The organism is Devosia sp. WQ 349K1 (assembly GCF_016595685.1).
Lineage (GTDB): Bacteria > Pseudomonadota > Alphaproteobacteria > Rhizobiales > Devosiaceae > Devosia.
The window spans coordinates 491,882-507,921 of sequence record NZ_JAENGO010000001.1; the positions used below are offsets into that span (position 1 = coordinate 491,882).

Here is a 16,040-nt window from a genome sequence, read left to right on the forward strand (position 1 = left end):
TTGCCATGAACCTGCACGACGCTGCACTCAATCACGTCAATACAAACTCCCGTCCATCGGAACTGCGCATTACCGATATGCGGGTCGCCGAAATCCAGGGCGCCCCCTTCTATTCGGCCATCCTCAAGATCTACACCAACCAAGGCATTGTCGGCCTTGGCGAGGTCCGCGACGGCGCCAGCGCAACTTTCGCGCTCATGCTCAAAAGCCGTCTCTTGGGCGAAAACCCCTGCGATGTGGATCGCCTCTTCCGCCGCATCAAACAATTTGGTGGCCATGGCCGTCAGGGTGGCGGTGTCTCCGCCATTGAAATCGCCCTATGGGACATTGCCGGCAAAGCCTATGGCGTGCCGATCTATCAGATGCTCGGTGGCAAATTCCGCGACAAGGTCCGCATGTATTGCGATACCGACGCCACCGTCCCAAGCGGCACCGAAACCGGTAAGCGCCTCAAAGAACGCATGGATCTGGGCTTTACCTTCCTCAAGATGGATCTGGGCCTCATGCAGATCGTCGACACGCCCGGAGCGGTCGTCTCGCCCGCCGGCTCGCTGGAAGGGTTTAAAACCCACCCGTCGCGCGGTGCTGTTCGCTCGATGGAAGATCGCCGCGCCCGCAATGCGGTCTATGACGTCCACAATGTCCGCCACCCCTTCACCGGCCTCAACTTCACCGAACGGGGGCTCGAACTGCTCGAGCAATATATCTACGAGGTGCGCGAGGTCATCGGCTACGAGATCCCGCTCGCCATCGACCATGTAGGTCATATCTCGCTGCAGTCGGGCATTCGCCTTGCCAAGCGCATCGAAAAATACGCCCCCGCATGGCTCGAAGACGTGATCCCTTGGCAATACGCCGACCAATATCGCACGCTGCAACAAGCGACCACCGTGCCGATCTGCACGGGCGAAGACATCTACCTCAGGGAAGGCTTTGAGCCGCTCCTCAATTCCGGCATCGCCATTATCCACCCCGATCTTCTGACTTCAGGCGGCATTCTCGAAACCAAGAAAATCGGCGATGCGGCGCAGGAAAAGGGCATCGCTATGGCCATCCATATGGCCGAAAGCCCGGTCGCGTGTATGGCCGCCGCCCACATGGCGATCGCCACCGAGAACTTCATGGCCCTCGAATACCACTCAGTCGACGTCGACTGGTGGGACGACATCGCCGTCGGCATTGATGGCCCCATTGTCAAAGACGGCTTCATCACCGTCTCCGACAAACCCGGTCTCGGCATTGATGACATCAACGACGAAGTCATCAGCCAACACATGGGCCCCGGCGTCACCGGCATCTGGCAGCCAACCGATCAGTGGGACGATGAATACAGCTGGGATCGCACTTGGAGCTAAGGCGGCCACAGGGGGAATGTACCGATGAAAATCACAGCAATCATTCCCTACCCCGCCTGGGTTGGGATCAGAAACCAACTCATCGTCAAAGTGGAAACCGATGAAGGCATCTACGGCTGGGGAGAGTCAGGTCTCTCCGGCCGAGAGAAGGCCGTCATCGGGGCCATCGAGCATTTTCGCGAGTTCCTGCTGGGCAAAAACCCAATGGCTATTGGGGCGATCTGGCAGGAAATCTATCGCTCGCAATATTTCGAGGGTGGGCGCGTGCTCACCGCCGCCATGTCGGCCATCGACATCGCCCTGCATGATCTAAAAGGCAAGGCCCTCGGCGTGCCGGTCTATGAATTGCTCGGCGGCAAGCAGCGCGACTTCATCCCCACCTTCGCCACCGTTCGGGGCCCCTGTGGCGAGATCATGGTGCGGCAAGCCGAAGAACTGGTTGAGCTGGGCTGGCGCGCTATTCGCCTCTTTCCACACGGCCATGAAAACCCCCGGATTTTCGAGCCCCGCGAAAGCCTCGCCGAGACGGCAAACTGGTGCACAAAAACGCGAGATGCCGTGGGCCATGAGATCGTTCTCGGCATTGATTATCACCATCGCCTCTCAGTCGCCGAAGCGGCGAGCTTTTGCCAGAAAATGCCCCCGGGAACCCTCGATTTCCTCGAAGAACCCATCCGCGATGAAACGCCCGAGGCCTATGAGGCCCTGCGCCGTCTCACCGACATTCCCTTCGCTATCGGCGAGGAATTCGCCAGCAAATGGCAGTTCCTGCCCTACATCGAACGGGACATTCATCAGTTCAATCGCATCGACGTCTGCAATGTCGGTGGGCTGACTGAGGCGATGAAAGTGGCGGGATGGAGCGAAGCTCACTACGTCGATGTCATGCCCCACAATCCATTGGGGCCCATCTGTACCGCCGCCACCGTCCACTTCGGCGCGGCCGTACCCAATTTCTCGTGGCTCGAAACCCGCGCCTCTCCCGGCGAGCTTTACCACGGCTTCGACAACCCTGAGTTGTTCCCCAGCCAGATCACCCTCAATGGCACCGTCTATGACGTGCCCGACACACCCGGCCTTGGCGTCGAGGTGGATGAAGAGCGCCTCAAAGCCCAAAGCTTCAAATTCTGGGAAGCGCCTCATCTCATCCGCCGCGATGGCTCTGTCACCAATTGGTAATTTGGATTTTTGCAACGATGACCCATACGCCTGATATTACCCGCCCTTCCCAAACCCTTGTTGACGCCGTCTTGCACATTGGTGCTGCCGCTGCCTCGTCAACCTTGGCCAAACTCGGTGTCCGCAATTGCCATATTCGCGGCCCGGTGGCGCAGCAGTCGGGCAAGGCCATTGCGGGTCCTGCTTTGACGCTCCAGTTCATGCCCAAGCGCGAAGACATTTACGGCGAGGACGAATATTCCGACCCAGAAAAGCAGCTCCATCGCCACGTGCTCTACCATGTGCAAGCGGGCGATATTGTCGTGGTGGATGCGCGGGGCGACATGAGTTCCGGCGTGTTCGGGGATATGATGTCGACCTATTTCAAAGGCCGTGGCGGCGCGGGCATGGTCATTGACGGCGTCCTGCGCGACCGTCCCAATCTGTCAAAACTCGACATCCCACTGTGGATCAAAGGCTGGACGCCTAACTTCCACACCCAGACCGACATCATGCCTTTTGCCGTCAACGTTCCCATCGCCTGCGGCGGCGTCACCGTCATGCCGGGCGACATTATCGTTGCCGATGACGACGGCGCGGTCTGCGTCCCGGTCGCCTTGGCTGCGCAAGTGGTTGAATTCGCCAACAATCATCACGAGTGGGAGGACTATTCCCGCATGATGCTCAAGCGCGGCGAACCGCTCCAGCGCTATTATCCACTGCACAAAGACGCGCGTGAAGAATACGAAGCTTGGCGCAAGCTTAACCCGCTACAGCTCTAGCGTCCCTAACGGGTCTCCCTCCCGGAGGAAGGGTGGCATGCGGATGCCACCCTTCTTTTTAGCTGATGCTGTGGGGGCCTTCGTCGGACCCGGCTTCCCAGCGCCGCAGCGCATCGCGACCGCGCGACAAGCGAGACATGACCGTCCCCGGACGAACACCGAGCACCCTGCCCGCCTCGTCGTAACTCAGCCCTTCCATCGCCACCAGGCGCACAGCGTCCTGCTGCTCAGGCGGCAAAAGGTCAAACGCCCGCTGCAACTGGCTCAGCCGAACGCTGTCTAATTGATTGGGCGCCAGCGTATGGCTGTTCTGCTCAACAAAATCACACTCGCGCGCTCTGCCACTATGGCCCGAACGCAGCTGGTCGATGTGCAAATTATGGAGGATGGCGAGCAGCCACTGTTTTAGATTGCGCGATGGGTCGTAGGTGGCGCGGCGCTCGATGGCACGGAGCAAAGTATCATGCACCAGATCGTCAGCATCAATCGGATGTCGCGTGAGCCTCAGCGCATAGCGCCTCAAAACCGGCACAGCACTTAATATCTCAAAATCGCTTGTGTCTAACCGCCCCATCAGCCCCCCAGCTTATCCAAGCGCATAGTCTAAGCTGACGACGGACAACTAGGCAAACCTCTTTTTGCGGCACTCGCCTCCGCTAGACCCACAGAGATTTCAGACGTAGCGGCGCATTGTCGAGAAATTATTGGACAAGCTCTTGGCGCGGCAACACAAAATCTAGGATCTTCTGTCGCCGCGCTTTTCTATATGAGTCTATGACTTAGACAACTTTGGAGATGTCCGGCACCGCATCGAGCAACATCTTGGTATAGTCCGCCTGCGGACTATCAAAGATCGCGTCGGTCGGCCCCTTCTCCACCAACACGCCATTGTGCAATACGCCAACGGCGGTCGACATCTGCCGCACAACGGCAAGGTTGTGGCTGATGAGCAGATAAGTCAGCCCAAATTCGGCCTGCAATTCGCTCATCAAATCCAAGACTTGCGCTTGCACGGATACGTCCAGCGCCGAAGTCGGCTCATCACACACGATAAATTCCGGCTGGCTCGAAAGCGCACGCGCAATGGCGATGCGCTGCCGCTGCCCCCCCGAAAACTCATGCGGGAACTTCCGCATAACGGACGGGTCTAGGCGCACCTTGGTGAGAAGATCAGCAACGCGTTGCTCGACTTCGCTGCCATTGCGCGCAATGCCGAGCGTCCGCATGGGTTCAGCGATAATGTCCTTCACCCGCCAGCGCGGATTAAGGCTCGCATAGGGGTCCTGGAAAATCATCTGAACGCGCTTGCGCCGCTCTTGATGCCCAGCGCCACCAGCCCAAATGTCGTGACCGGCCACAGTGATCTGGCCCGAAGTTGGGCGCAGCAGCCCGACAATCATCTTGGCGCAAGTGGATTTACCCGAACCGGATTCCCCCACGAGGCCAAAGGTCGTGCCCTTCTCAATCGAGAAGCTAACATCGTTGACCGCGCGGAATTTCTCCACCTTGCCCGGCAACAACTTGAAGAAGCCGCCACCGCCAATTTCAAAGTCACGGTGAAGGTTTTTCACCTGCACATAGGCTTTGTCGTCAGCGACAGTGGGCGCAACCGCCGCTGCCCCGTCCTTGCGTTCAATCGTCGGGATCGAGTTGATCAGCTTGATCGTATAGGGCTCGCGCGGACGACGAATAATGTCCCCGACCGTCCCAGTCTCCACCACCGTACCCTGATGCATCACCACCATGCGGTCGGCGGTTTGCGCAATCACGCCCATGTCGTGGGTGATCAGCATCACCGCAGCGCCACGGCTCGAACACAGCTTTTTCAGCACCTTGATGATCTGGGCCTGCACGGACACGTCAAGCGCCGAAGTCGGCTCGTCCGCAATGATCAGCTCCGGCTCAGCCGCGATAGCCAGCGCGATAACCACACGCTGGCGCATCCCGCCCGAAAACTGATGCGGATAGGAGTCGATGCGTTCGGCGGCGCGCGGAATGCCCGCTTCCGTCAGCAGATCAATCGCCTTCTGCCGCGCTTCCGCTTCGGAAAGCGGCAAGTGCGTGCGGATGGTTTCAACCAGCTGCTGACCCACCGTGTAGAGCGGGTTGAGGCTCGTCAGCGGATCTTGGAAGACCATGCCGATACGCTTGCCGCGCAACGCGTCACGCTGTTCGGTCGGCAGATTGTCGATGCGCTGACCATTGAGGAGGATTTGGCCTCCCGCAATATGCCCAGGACGATCGATGAGCCCAATAACGGCGGAGCCGGTCATCGACTTGCCCGCACCGGACTCCCCGACGACGCCGACAATTTCGCCCGGCATGATGTCAAACGACACGCCGTTTACGGCACGGAACACGTCGTCGCGGAATGGAAACTCAACAACGAGGTCGCGAATAGAAAGAACGGGTTCAGGCATTAGCGCAACTTCGGATTGAGAGCATCACGCAGCCAGTCACCAAGGAGGTTGACCGACAGAGCGAGAAGGATGAGCGTCAGTGCGGGGAACGCGAGGATCCACCATTCGCCGGAGAACAGGAACTGCTGGCCGATACGGATCAGCGTCCCAAGCGAAGGCTGCGTCGGAGGCACGCCCACACCAAGATAGGACAATGTCGCCTCTTCGATGATGGCGAGTGCCAGCCCGATCGTGCCGATCACCAGAACCGGACCAACCACATTGGGCAGCACATGGCGGAAGATGATGAAAATCGGATGCACGCCAAGAATGCGCGCCGCTGACACATAATCCTTCTGCCGCTCAACGAGGGTTGCGCCACGCACCGTGCGCGCGAACTGCGCCCAGTTGGCCAGACCAATGGCAATAATCAGAACCCAGACCGCCGCGCCTTCCTGCTGATTGGGCGGGATAACGCCGCGCGCAATGCCGAAGATCAACAGCGCAATGAGAATGGCCGGGAAGCTGAGCTGAACGTCGCAAACACGCATGATGATCGCATCCACCACGCCGCCGACATAGCCTGACACGAGGCCGAGCCCGACACCCATCACCATAGCGAACAGCGTCGCCATAATGCCCACGAATAGTGACACGCGCGATCCGTACATAATGGTCGAGAGCACATCGCGCCCCTGACTATCCGTGCCGAGCGAGAAATACTTGCCGGACATCGAAGTCGAATTGGGCGGCGTGAACCCGTCCATCAAATTCAGCGTCGCTGGATTGAACGGATTATAGGGCGCCAACAATGGCGCAAAAACCGCCATCAGAATAAGCGCCAGCGCGATAATCGAGGCAACGATCGCAACGGGTGAATGGCGATAGGACCAAACAACGTCTGACTTGATAAAGCTCTGCCAACGCGACGGCGCGGCCGCTGGAGCTTCCGGAGTTTGAGGGAGGTCTGTCACGAGTTACTTCCCCGTTCTTGCGCCGTCGCGCAGGCGCGGATCGACGATAAAGTAAAGAATATCAACGATGAGGTTGATAATAACGAACACCAACGCCACGAAGACGAGGTATGCAGCCATGACCGGAACATCGACGGCGGCGACCGAATTGACGAAGAGCGAACCCACGCCCGGCCACTGGAACACCGTCTCGGTGATAATCGCGAAAGCGATCACCGACCCCAGTTGAAGCCCCGTGATGGTGATCACCGGCACCATGGTGTTCTTGAGCGCATGACCAAAATTGATGGCACGCTTGGAAAGGCCCCGAGCGCGCGCAAACCGGATGTAGTCCGTGCGCATCACTTCGAGCATTTCTGCCCGCACAAGGCGCATGATCAGCGTCAACTGGAACAGCGACAGCGTAATCGCCGGCAGAATGATCGAGCGCAGGCCCGATTGGGTCAGCAGCCCGGTTTTCCACCAACCGAGCTCGACAACTTCGCCACGACCAAACGAGGGCAGCCATTTGAGCTCGACCGCGAAAACGTAGATCAGGCCAATACCAATAAGGAAGGTCGGCAAGGACACGCCCACCAGCGACAGCGTCATGATCACGCCAGTCGAAAACGCCTTCTGGCGCAGAGCGGTGTAGATGCCGAGCACAACACCACCCACCAGAGCGATGATGGACGAGGCGAAAGCCAATTCGATGGTTGCGGGCAAGCGATCGAGGATGAGTTGGCTGACCGGCTGTTGCAGCCGATAGGAAATGCCAAACTGGCCTTGAAGTGCGTTCACCACGAAATGGAAAAACTGGACATAGAAGGGCTCGTTTAGACCAAGCCGTTCACGAGCCGCGTCATAATCCGCTTGTTTTGCGTCCTGGCTCAGCAAAGCTGCGAGCGGATCGCCGACGTAACGGAAGACGAGGAAGGCAATAAACGCCACGACGAGCATGACGAGGACGGATTGCAGAAGTCGTCGGGCAATAAAGGCGAGCATGTGGCTCCCTCAAAATACGAACCGCCGCGGAAGAACTCTCTTCGCGCGGCGGCCTTGGATTGCAGGAAGTTAGTCGAAGGTGACCGTAGTCATGTTCGGCTGGTTTTCCGGCTGAACAGCCAGGGTCACGCCATCACGCATTGCGTATGCGAGCACCTGGTTGTGGATCGGCATGAGCACGCGATCTTCCTTCACGACCTTCCAGATTTCGGCAATGGTCGCATCGCGCTGTTCGATGTTGTCCATGGTGCCGAGCGCGATGATCTTCTCATCGAGTTCTGGGTTGGTGTAGAGGCCGACGTTATAGGTGCCGTGCAGATCAGTCTTGGAGTGGACGAGGTCGTTGAAGACATAGGCCGAGTCAAATGTCGGAACGCCCCAACCGAGCAGGTAGAAGTCCGACTTGTTCGCCAAGATGATCGGGCTGTGTTCAGCCACTGGACGCGATGCCAGCGTCACCTTGATGCCGATCTGGCCGAGCATGCCGACATAAGCGGTCGAGATCGCTTCGTCGTTCACGTAACGGTTGTTTGGCGTATCGAGCGTCACCGTAAAGCCGTTCGGGTAGCCAGCTTCAGCCATAAGGGCCTTCGCCTTTTCCACGTCTGGCTTCGGATAAGCGTCGAGTTCTGGCGTCCAACCGTTCACGAACGGAGGGTTCGGGATACCGGTCGGGATCGACTGGCCGCGCATCACAACCTGCTTGATCGCATCACGATCTAGCGCAAGCTCCATCGCTTCGCGAACCTTTGGATTGTTGAAGGGGTTGCTGTCCTTGATGTCGGACGAAGCCAGTGGCTCTTCACCAAAGCGATAGCCGAAATAAATGAAGCGGTTTTCTGGGCCGATTTCGACCTTAAAGCCTTCGGTATTGCTCAGACGATCGATGTCTTGTGGCGGAACGTCCTGAACGATATCGACTTCACCCGAGAGCAGAGCCGAAACGCGGGTCTGCGCGTCAGCGATCACCAGATATTCGATCTTGTCGACAGCAGGCTTTTCGCCCCACCAGCCGGCGTTGTAATCAAGCACGGTCTTCACGTCGACTTCGCGCGAAGCGAGCGTGTATGGACCGGTACCATTGGTGTTGAGCACCGAGTAGTTGCTCGCGCCAGCGGCAAAGTCCTGCACCACAGCCAGATCATGTTCATCGGACCAGGTCTTGTCCATGATGAAGGTGTTGGTGAGGTTGTTTGGGTAGATCAGGGCTGGGCCCTTCATCTGGAATTCGACGGTGTAATCGTCGACCGCAGCAACCGAAACCACTTCGGCATGCAGCTGCTTCATGTTCGAGAACTCGCTCTTGGCGCGTTCAATCGAGTAGATCACGTCTTCAGCGGTGAAGTCGTTGCCGTTGTGGAATTTGACGCCTTCACGCAGCTTGAACACCCAAACTGTTGGGTCGCCTTCCTTCAGGGCCCACTCTGTCGCCAAACGTGGCGTCAGAGCGCCGTCATTGGCGCGGCCGAGCAGCGTTTCATAGATGTGGTGGGAAAGAGTGTGGGTATTCCCTTGGTTCTGCGAGTGCGGATCCATAGTCAGCGAGTCCGAGGAACGCGCCCAGCGAATGGTTTCCGCGCTGGCCACACTAACGAGCATAGTGGATGCAGCGAGCACCGCAGCAATGCGGGTGAGTGAAGTGTTCATTAAGTCCTCTCCATTTCCTGAATACTTGCTCTCTCTCGAATGAACTGGAGAGCTTTGAAGACAGCAAAGCCGAAAACAAACGCCAGTGCAATTGCAGGCAATGGGCAACAATATTCAGGAATGTCGGGAAAACTAACCCACGTAACCCCATTCGCCCGGATTCGGGAGGGTTATCTTTCGATAGCAGGCCCTAAGATGAAACACATACAAAGCTTGCAACGCATGCTTTGTATACGGAGCCAAGTCCGCTTTTCTTCCAATCGTCCTCAAAAAATAATCATTCGTCTGATTTCGCCGCTTTGAGACCAGTTCAACACAGCACGACCGCAGAGAATCTTTAAATTTTTCAAGTCTGACGCCAGTTCAGTCCCTCTGTCCTGCCTCTTCCATCTGCCCAAATCTCTGTCATGATCAGAAGAAGAGATTGAGGATTCCGGAGGAGACACGAATGACAGAACAAGGCCTCTACACTGTCGTAGATACGCGCTTCTCAGGGCTAATTTTGGGCAATGCCAAGCTCGAAACAATCTACACCGGCTGCCGCTGGGCCGAAGGCCCGGTCTGGTTCAAAGATGGCAATTATCTCTTGTGGAGCGACATCCCAAACCATCGGATGCTGCGCTACATCCCCGATGTCGGCACCCATGTGTTCCGCGCCGATAGCCACTACTCCAACGGCAACACCCGAGATCGCTCTGGCCGCCTGCTCTCCTGCCACCACGGCACGCGCAGCGTCACCCGCACCGAGCATGACGGCACCATCACCACGCTCGCCGACAGTTTTGAGGGCAAGCGCCTCAACTCGCCCAATGACCTTGTTGTCCATTCCAATGGCAGCGTCTGGTTCACCGACCCGACCTACGGCATTCTCTCGGACTATGAAGGCTTCATGGCCACCCCAGAGCAGGCCAAACACAATGTCTTCCGCCTTGATCCATCAGGCGAATTACAATCAGTTTCCGGCGACTTCGCCCAGCCCAATGGCCTCGCCTTCTCGCCCGACGAAAAGCTGCTTTATGTCGCCGATAGCGACTCCAGCCACGACGAAAACGTGCCGCGCCGCATCACCATCTTTGATGTCATCGACGGCCGCCTCTTGGCCAATGGCCGCAAATTCTGTGATTTGAAATTCGGCATTCCCGACGGCCTGCGCACCGACACTTTTGGCAATGTCTGGACCAGCGGCGGCAACGCCGTGCACTGCTACGCCCCCGACGGCACGCTCCTAGGGCGCATCAACATCCCCGAGACCGTGTCCAACCTCACCTTCGGCGGCCCGCGCGGCAATCAACTCTTCATCACGGCGACAACCTCAGTCTACGCAATCTTCGTCAACGCCAAAGGCGCGCAGGTGCCTTAGGTTTCCTGCCCCATCCCCACCGTCATTGCCCGACTTAATCGGGCAATCCAGCCCAACGCCGCCACGCTCTGGATCACCCGGTCGAGCCTTAGTGATGACGACGGGGGAGAGAGAGTGCTCAGAAGAGCAACGGCCGTTGTCTGAGCGATAGCTCGCCACACCACAGGGCCAACTCCTCCCCCTGACAGGGGGAGGCTGGGTGGGGGTACGCCTCGCCAGCAAGCCTGTCACCCTCGCCAAAGCGAGGGCCTCTGTTTCGCTTCCGCATACGCCAGCGCAACGAACGACCACCACTGCCCCGTCATTGCCCGACTTGATCGGGCAATCCAGCCCAACGCCGCCACGCTCTGGATCACCCGGTCAAACCGGGTGATGACGACGCGATAAGCCAACACTCATAAGCCCCCGCCTTCCACGGCCGCATAGCCCCTTCGCCTCCCTCCCCCTTGCGGGGAGGGACTGAGGGTGGGGGGCGGCGTCCACCAGCCCCGCCACCCCGGGGCCTACCACGAGGCTCTGTACTTTCCATTGGCCCATCACCAAGCACACGGACACTCTCGCCTGCACCGCCGAGCCCTCCTGCGTGCTGAATACTCGGTTCGTAACAGTGACACTGTCTTGTGGGAGGGAAAAGAGACGGGCAGATTTTGGACGGCCCTGCAGCAAAAGCCGCCGTCGACCTAACCGACGAGCTTCCAGAACGACGCGCCTCCTCCCAGCAACTCCGAGCGCCTCGACCACTGGCCGGAGAGCATCGCGCGCTATCTCGCGGAGCATGATGAGACGGACCGTACAGAGAATGGACTGGCCGCACCGCGGATCGAACATCCGATGGAGAGGCTGGCGTCACTTCGTGGGCGTCTCTGCGGCGCGGCCTCTATGCGGTGCGCGAAAGCAGTTGACCGGGGATTGCGCCTTCTTTCGCTTTGAACTCAAGCCATTCGCTTTGGGTCTGTGCGGTGCTGGCCTTCAACATCTCAGCCACAGACTTACCGGCGTTTTTTTTACGTGTCCGCCAGGGGAGCATTCTGGCTGTCCGTGACCACGATCCCGCGGGCTTCCAGTGCAGACTTGGCCTTCGCCATTCTCTGTTCTGCAAGGTCTGGGCCAACGATTGACTCGGTGCCTACGTCCTTTGCCAGAAAAGCATAGTCATCGGCGTATTCCGCACCCCCGCCATTGTAGAAGCGAGCGACCACTTTGCCGTCGATCTTGATTTCCGAATAGGCCTTGGAGACGTGGTTGTCGAAGCGGGTCATTTCCCCGTCATAGGCGGGTGGCAGACGGTCGGCGACACCTGGAATGGATGGCCGCTTGGCAAGTTCATCAAGCCAGGCGCCCCTATCGGTTTCGCGCAGCTTAGAAAGAGCCCGATTCTTCGCTACCCTTTCTGCCACATCCTCGGGAAGGGTAATCTTTAGGTCAGCGGGCTCGCGCCGCTCAATTGTTGATGGCGCGTTTTTGGAGGTGTTGCCAGCTTCAGACGCAGCCCGCATGCCAGCCACCCGCATCTCAGCGGTCCTACGTGCCTCAAGCCGGCGGTGATACGATTGGAAAGGGCATCGACCATTCTGGTCTCCCGCGAGTGAGATGTTTCTTAGTCGCGTTTGACCTAGAGATAGCGATGTGGATATGAAAAGATCCGCTCGTGCCTGTCATTTCTGCCCTAGATACTCTACGCGCTTCTGGATTAAAGTTTGCATATCCGTATAGCGCTGATCAGATTCCATCCCGGCCCGGTCAATGATGAATTCTCGCTGGGGTGGTGGGGCAAGAGCCGCGAATTTTTGCTGTGTTATGGCAGTATCGGCCCTCGCGACTTTTCCGCCGAGCATTTCGGCGATCTGGTCGGCTCTTGCCTGAGCCAGGTCGGGACCATTGGTCCCGTTCACGTCATTTGTGAGCTTGCCTTGTAGTAACCCTTTCATGGAGTCGTCAGCCCTAACAGCGCCTTGATTATCCACGGTGGCCACCACCTTGTTGTTCACAACCACCTCGGCATAGGTCTTGGCACCTTCGTAGCTTTTTAACTCCGGTGGATCGATGAACCCGGTTGTATATTCAGACTCAAGGCGGAATTGAAGGAAACGGAGCGTCCGTTGATATTCCTCTTCTGATCCCTTCATTGCCCGCGAAATCATGTCTTCGCGCGGGGTGATCCCCTTTATCACCGCTGGGTCTTCGCTTGTGACGGAGGCTGTACCTCCGATGGCTTCCGATATGACCTTCAGTTCAGCCACCCGCAGGTCAGCGTTCTTGCGCGCTTCTAGGCCGGCGGTTATTCGATTGGAAATGGCATCGACCATTCTGGTCTCCAAGGTAGCTTGAAGTGTAAAAGACAGGGTTCAGTAGAAAAAATTAAAATTCAATTACTCACGGACATTGAATTTCATCGAAGTAGTTGAAGTGGCGCGAAAGAATATCTTCGCACCACTATAATTTTCAAAAAGAACATGTTCGATTTATCGTTGGCCAAGAACACTTCGATATGGTCCACCGAGATGAACTAGTCCGTCAGGCTGGCATAATTTTCGAATAGGGTATCTGCGGCGTCCGCAATGATCAGGGCGTTTCCATTGTGATAGAACGCTAGGTCAGAAACGCTTGCGACGTTGAAGAACAGGATGTCCTGGCTGCCGCCGGAATCGAGGATTTCGTTCACACCATCATTGTTGTGATGGATGCTATCCTCCGCGAGACCACCTTAGATAATGCCAGTGCCGCTGGTCATGTCGAAGATCTTGTGGTCGTTGGCCCCGCCACCCTCAGACCCGCCCCGAAGTCTCGGCTCCGTGCCCGATCACCACCCCGTCTCCCTCGCGAAAGCGAGGGCCTGCGTTCCGCTGCCGCAATCACCGGCCCAGCCCCTTCCCCCAAGTTTGGGGGAGGTTGGGTGGGGGTAACGCTTCGCAAAAACAGGCCCAGCGCCTGCGCCCCGTCATTGCCCGACTTGATCGGGCAATCCAGCCCAACGCCGCCACGCTCTGGATCACCCGGTCAAGCCGGGTGATGACGCTGCGAAAAGCCAACACTCATAAGCCCCCGCCTTCCACTGCCGCACAGCCCCTTCGCCTCCCTCCCCCTTGTGGGGAGGGACTGAGGTTGGGGGTCGGCGCACACCACGCCGTCACCTTTGGCCCCGACCCGAGCTCTCAACACTTTGCCCCACCACCACCCCGTCGCCCTCACGGAAGTGAGGGTCTCCGTTCCGCTTCCGCAATCACTAGCCCTGTGCCCATCGCCCTCCCTCCCCACCGTCATCCCCGGGCCTGTCCCGGGGATCCAGCCCGACGCGACCACGCACTGGATCACCCTGACAAGCCGGGTGATGACGAAGTGAAAAGATAACGCCCAAGAGAGCCACGAACTCGCCACGTGCACCGACGCAGCTCCTCCCCTTAGCAAGGGGAGGCTGGGTGGGGATGCGCCCCGCACACCCAACTCGTCACCCTCGGGCCTGACCCGAGGGCTCTGCACTTCGCGATGCCCAAACGCCGACCGCGCCCGCGCCCCGTCATTGCCCAACTTGATCGGGCAATCCAGCGCGATGCATCAACGCTCTGGATCACCCGGACAAGGCGGGTGATGACTGCGCGAACAAGGCAAATCGGCGGCAAGAACAAATGCAAACCCCACTGAACACAAGAAACAGTAGAGTAGCTCCTGTTCATAAGTTCCTCTGTAGCCTTGAACTCGTCCACAAACCGCGCGCATCAAATAAAACTCTACAATCACGGGAAATATTCATGACTCAACTCTCGACGGCAGACATGAAGCTGATCGACAGCATATTCGGGATGTACTCTGGTTACGTACTCGACTTTAGCAACGACAGATTTGCGTCGTTTTTCAATAGAGACTTGAACATCGACATCTACAACGCCCGCTACGCGATGCACGGAGGCTCGAAGGGAAAGGTGTTCCGAGGTTTTCTCGAGATTTCCAGCAATGTGGAGGTTGTGAGGGCACTGACGGCGCTGTGGGAATATCGCGAAAACTATCGGCTGGACCACAACGAATCCGAGACTGTGCCGCAGGCACGTCAGCGCCTCTCCCAGTTGGTAGTCAAACTGGGCGGCAAGCCACTTCCAGCTGGTTTCGACGAGCCGACGCCAACAGCACCGCCACAGCCAGAAGCGTCGAAAGAGCCGAGCGAAGTCGTTCAGGCAGCATTGGAAGAAGAATTCCTAGCAATGACTCAAATGGGAGACCATCCGCAGCAGCGAGGCTATGCTTTCGAGCGGTTCCTAAAGAAATGGTTCGACGCTTGGGGGCTCGATGCGCAAGCAGCCTTCACGACCAAGAGTGAGCAGGTCGACGGCTCGTTCCAACTCGACGGTGCAACATACCTCGTGGAAGCCAAATGGCACACAAAACCCACTAATGGTGCCATGTTGCACGGCTTCCAAGGCAAGCTGCTAGAAAGACCGGACTGGACCCGCGGACTGTACGTCAGCTACGGCGGCTACTCGGACGAGAGCTTTGAAGCCTTCACCGCGCGGCGTCTAATCATGATGGATGGCACCGACATTTACCACACGCTGCACCGCCGACTAGATCTGGGTATCGTAATTGCCAAGAAAGTTCGGCATCATAGCGAACATCGGCAGCCCTTCGCCAAAGTGACTGACCTGTTTTAGTTCTGGCGGTAGCAACGTCGCAACTATATCGACCTGCGCCACGCTCGTTGGCGCTATCTGAATTTTTTAGATCGCAAGTGTGTGCCCGGTCACCACCTACTCAAAAAACCATAGGTTCGAAACGTCCGCCGCCCTCACCCAATGCGCAGTATCTCCACCTCACCCCCAGCCACGCTCGCCACATCGCCTTCCCCCTTCCCCATCAGCGCCCGCGCGATGGGTGAGCTGAACGAGATCGTGCCCGACTTTGGGTCAGCCTCGTCCTCGCCAACAATGCGATAGGTCTGCACGCGGCCGTCTTCGCGCTCAAAGGTCACTGTCGTACCGAAGGCCACGACAGAGCGGTCTACGGAATTTTCCACCACCTGCGCCGTGCGAATGCGTTCTGAATAATAGCGAATGTCCCGATAAGGCGACGCCGCTTGCCGACGACGCTCATTGATATCCTCCACCACCATCGCCGTGTCATAAGCGTGTTTGGCCGCCAGCAGCTGCGCCTCCAGCGCCTCCAGCCCCGCTGCCGTCACCAGATTGGGACCATCCGGGATCGGACGATCCGGCAGCATGGTTTCCGATGCCGTTTCAGCACTGTCTTCTTTTGTAAAAGCCACGCTCATCGCGGAAACCTCAGTGAAATATCAGGAAACTCGCACGCCCTAAGGCCCCGCCGCGCCCATGCGGTGCCAAGCCAGAGGCCAAACAATGCCAGCCATATGCCCATAATTGGCCAAAAAAAAGCGG

Annotated in this window: 14 protein-coding genes; 5 read left to right on the forward strand and 9 right to left on the reverse strand. The window is 58.0% G+C overall.

From position 1 onward, the window contains the following. Positions 1-5: 5 nt before the first annotated feature. Genes JHL21_RS02095 through JHL21_RS02105 form a run of 3 tightly spaced genes read left to right on the forward strand, consistent with a single transcriptional unit; the run spans position 6 to position 3,295 of the window. A complete protein-coding gene (locus JHL21_RS02095; protein WP_200211669.1) occupies positions 6-1,355 on the forward strand; it encodes a mandelate racemase/muconate lactonizing enzyme family protein in 1,350 nt (449 codons plus the stop codon). Positions 1,356-1,379: 24 nt separating this feature from the next. After that, positions 1,380-2,534, forward strand: coding sequence for a mandelate racemase/muconate lactonizing enzyme family protein (locus JHL21_RS02100; RefSeq protein ID WP_200211670.1), 1,155 nt, complete (start codon positions 1,380-1,382; stop codon positions 2,532-2,534). Positions 2,535-2,551: 17 nt separating this feature from the next. Next, a complete protein-coding gene (locus JHL21_RS02105; RefSeq protein ID WP_200211671.1) occupies positions 2,552-3,295 on the forward strand; it encodes a ribonuclease activity regulator RraA in 744 nt (247 codons plus the stop codon). 58 nt (positions 3,296-3,353) lie between these two features. On the opposite strand, the gene JHL21_RS02110 is transcribed toward JHL21_RS02105, so the two are convergent. The 5 genes from JHL21_RS02110 to JHL21_RS02130 all read right to left on the reverse strand — a co-directional run bounded on the left by JHL21_RS02110 (position 3,354) and on the right by JHL21_RS02130 (position 9,299). Then, positions 3,354-3,869, reverse strand: a complete 516-nt coding sequence (locus JHL21_RS02110; protein ID WP_200211672.1) for a sigma-70 family RNA polymerase sigma factor — start codon at positions 3,867-3,869, stop codon at positions 3,354-3,356. A 205-nt stretch (positions 3,870-4,074) separates the two neighbouring features. Next, a complete protein-coding gene (locus JHL21_RS02115) occupies positions 4,075-5,715 on the reverse strand; it encodes an ABC transporter ATP-binding protein (protein ID WP_200211673.1) in 1,641 nt (546 codons plus the stop codon). Then, positions 5,715-6,605, reverse strand: coding sequence for an ABC transporter permease (locus JHL21_RS02120; protein WP_349236481.1), 891 nt, complete (start codon positions 6,603-6,605; stop codon positions 5,715-5,717). The genes JHL21_RS02115 and JHL21_RS02120 overlap by 1 nt, the downstream gene beginning before the upstream one ends. A gap of 66 nt (positions 6,606-6,671) precedes the next feature. Continuing rightward, positions 6,672-7,652, reverse strand: a complete 981-nt coding sequence (locus JHL21_RS02125) for an ABC transporter permease (RefSeq protein WP_169196374.1) — start codon at positions 7,650-7,652, stop codon at positions 6,672-6,674. A gap of 69 nt (positions 7,653-7,721) precedes the next feature. Then, positions 7,722-9,299 carry an ABC transporter substrate-binding protein gene (locus JHL21_RS02130; RefSeq protein ID WP_200211674.1) on the reverse strand — a complete coding sequence of 526 codons (1,578 nt, stop codon included), beginning with the start codon at positions 9,297-9,299 and terminating at the stop codon, positions 7,722-7,724. Between the two features lie 448 nt (positions 9,300-9,747). On the opposite strand from JHL21_RS02130, the gene JHL21_RS02135 reads away from it, so the two are divergent. Then, positions 9,748-10,659 (forward strand): SMP-30/gluconolactonase/LRE family protein, encoded by a 912-nt coding sequence (locus JHL21_RS02135; protein ID WP_200211675.1) that lies wholly within the window; start codon positions 9,748-9,750, stop codon positions 10,657-10,659. Positions 10,660-11,663: 1,004 nt separating this feature from the next. Here the strand turns inward: JHL21_RS02135 and JHL21_RS02140 are convergent. The 3 genes from JHL21_RS02140 to JHL21_RS02150 form a co-directional block, all read right to left on the reverse strand. Continuing rightward, on the reverse strand, positions 11,664-12,170 hold the full coding sequence (locus JHL21_RS02140; RefSeq protein WP_210338825.1) for a hypothetical protein: 507 nt from the start codon (positions 12,168-12,170) through the stop codon (positions 11,664-11,666). Between the two features lie 144 nt (positions 12,171-12,314). Beyond that, positions 12,315-12,965, reverse strand: coding sequence for a hypothetical protein (locus tag JHL21_RS02145; protein ID WP_200211677.1), 651 nt, complete (start codon positions 12,963-12,965; stop codon positions 12,315-12,317). Positions 12,966-13,165: 200 nt separating this feature from the next. Then, positions 13,166-13,321 (reverse strand): hypothetical protein, encoded by a 156-nt coding sequence (locus JHL21_RS02150; RefSeq protein WP_200211678.1) that lies wholly within the window; start codon positions 13,319-13,321, stop codon positions 13,166-13,168. A gap of 1,084 nt (positions 13,322-14,405) precedes the next feature. On the opposite strand from JHL21_RS02150, the gene JHL21_RS02155 reads away from it, so the two are divergent. Next, positions 14,406-15,299: a restriction endonuclease gene (locus JHL21_RS02155; protein ID WP_200211680.1), complete on the forward strand. Its 894-nt coding sequence runs from the start codon at positions 14,406-14,408 to the stop codon at positions 15,297-15,299. Between the two features lie 134 nt (positions 15,300-15,433). On the opposite strand, the gene greA is transcribed toward JHL21_RS02155, so the two are convergent. Then, a complete protein-coding gene (gene greA, locus JHL21_RS02160) occupies positions 15,434-15,916 on the reverse strand; it encodes a transcription elongation factor GreA (protein ID WP_200211681.1) in 483 nt (160 codons plus the stop codon). Between the last annotated feature and the right edge of the window lie 124 nt (positions 15,917-16,040).

Coding starts and splice junctions, on each gene's coding strand:
- JHL21_RS02095 (WP_200211669.1), top strand. CDS start 6: ATGAACCTGCACGACGCTGCACTCAATCACGTCAATACAAACTCCCGT.
- JHL21_RS02100 (WP_200211670.1), top strand. CDS start 1,380: ATGAAAATCACAGCAATCATTCCCTACCCCGCCTGGGTTGGGATCAGA.
- JHL21_RS02105 (WP_200211671.1), top strand. CDS start 2,552: ATGACCCATACGCCTGATATTACCCGCCCTTCCCAAACCCTTGTTGAC.
- JHL21_RS02110 (WP_200211672.1), bottom strand. CDS start 3,869: ATGGGGCGGTTAGACACAAGCGATTTTGAGATATTAAGTGCTGTGCCG.
- JHL21_RS02115 (WP_200211673.1), bottom strand. CDS start 5,715: ATGCCTGAACCCGTTCTTTCTATTCGCGACCTCGTTGTTGAGTTTCCA.
- JHL21_RS02125 (WP_169196374.1), bottom strand. CDS start 7,652: ATGCTCGCCTTTATTGCCCGACGACTTCTGCAATCCGTCCTCGTCATG.
- JHL21_RS02130 (WP_200211674.1), bottom strand. CDS start 9,299: ATGAACACTTCACTCACCCGCATTGCTGCGGTGCTCGCTGCATCCACT.
- JHL21_RS02135 (WP_200211675.1), top strand. CDS start 9,748: ATGACAGAACAAGGCCTCTACACTGTCGTAGATACGCGCTTCTCAGGG.
- JHL21_RS02140 (WP_210338825.1), bottom strand. CDS start 12,170: ATGCGGGTGGCTGGCATGCGGGCTGCGTCTGAAGCTGGCAACACCTCC.
- JHL21_RS02145 (WP_200211677.1), bottom strand. CDS start 12,965: ATGGTCGATGCCATTTCCAATCGAATAACCGCCGGCCTAGAAGCGCGC.
- JHL21_RS02155 (WP_200211680.1), top strand. CDS start 14,406: ATGACTCAACTCTCGACGGCAGACATGAAGCTGATCGACAGCATATTC.
- greA (WP_200211681.1), bottom strand. CDS start 15,916: ATGAGCGTGGCTTTTACAAAAGAAGACAGTGCTGAAACGGCATCGGAA.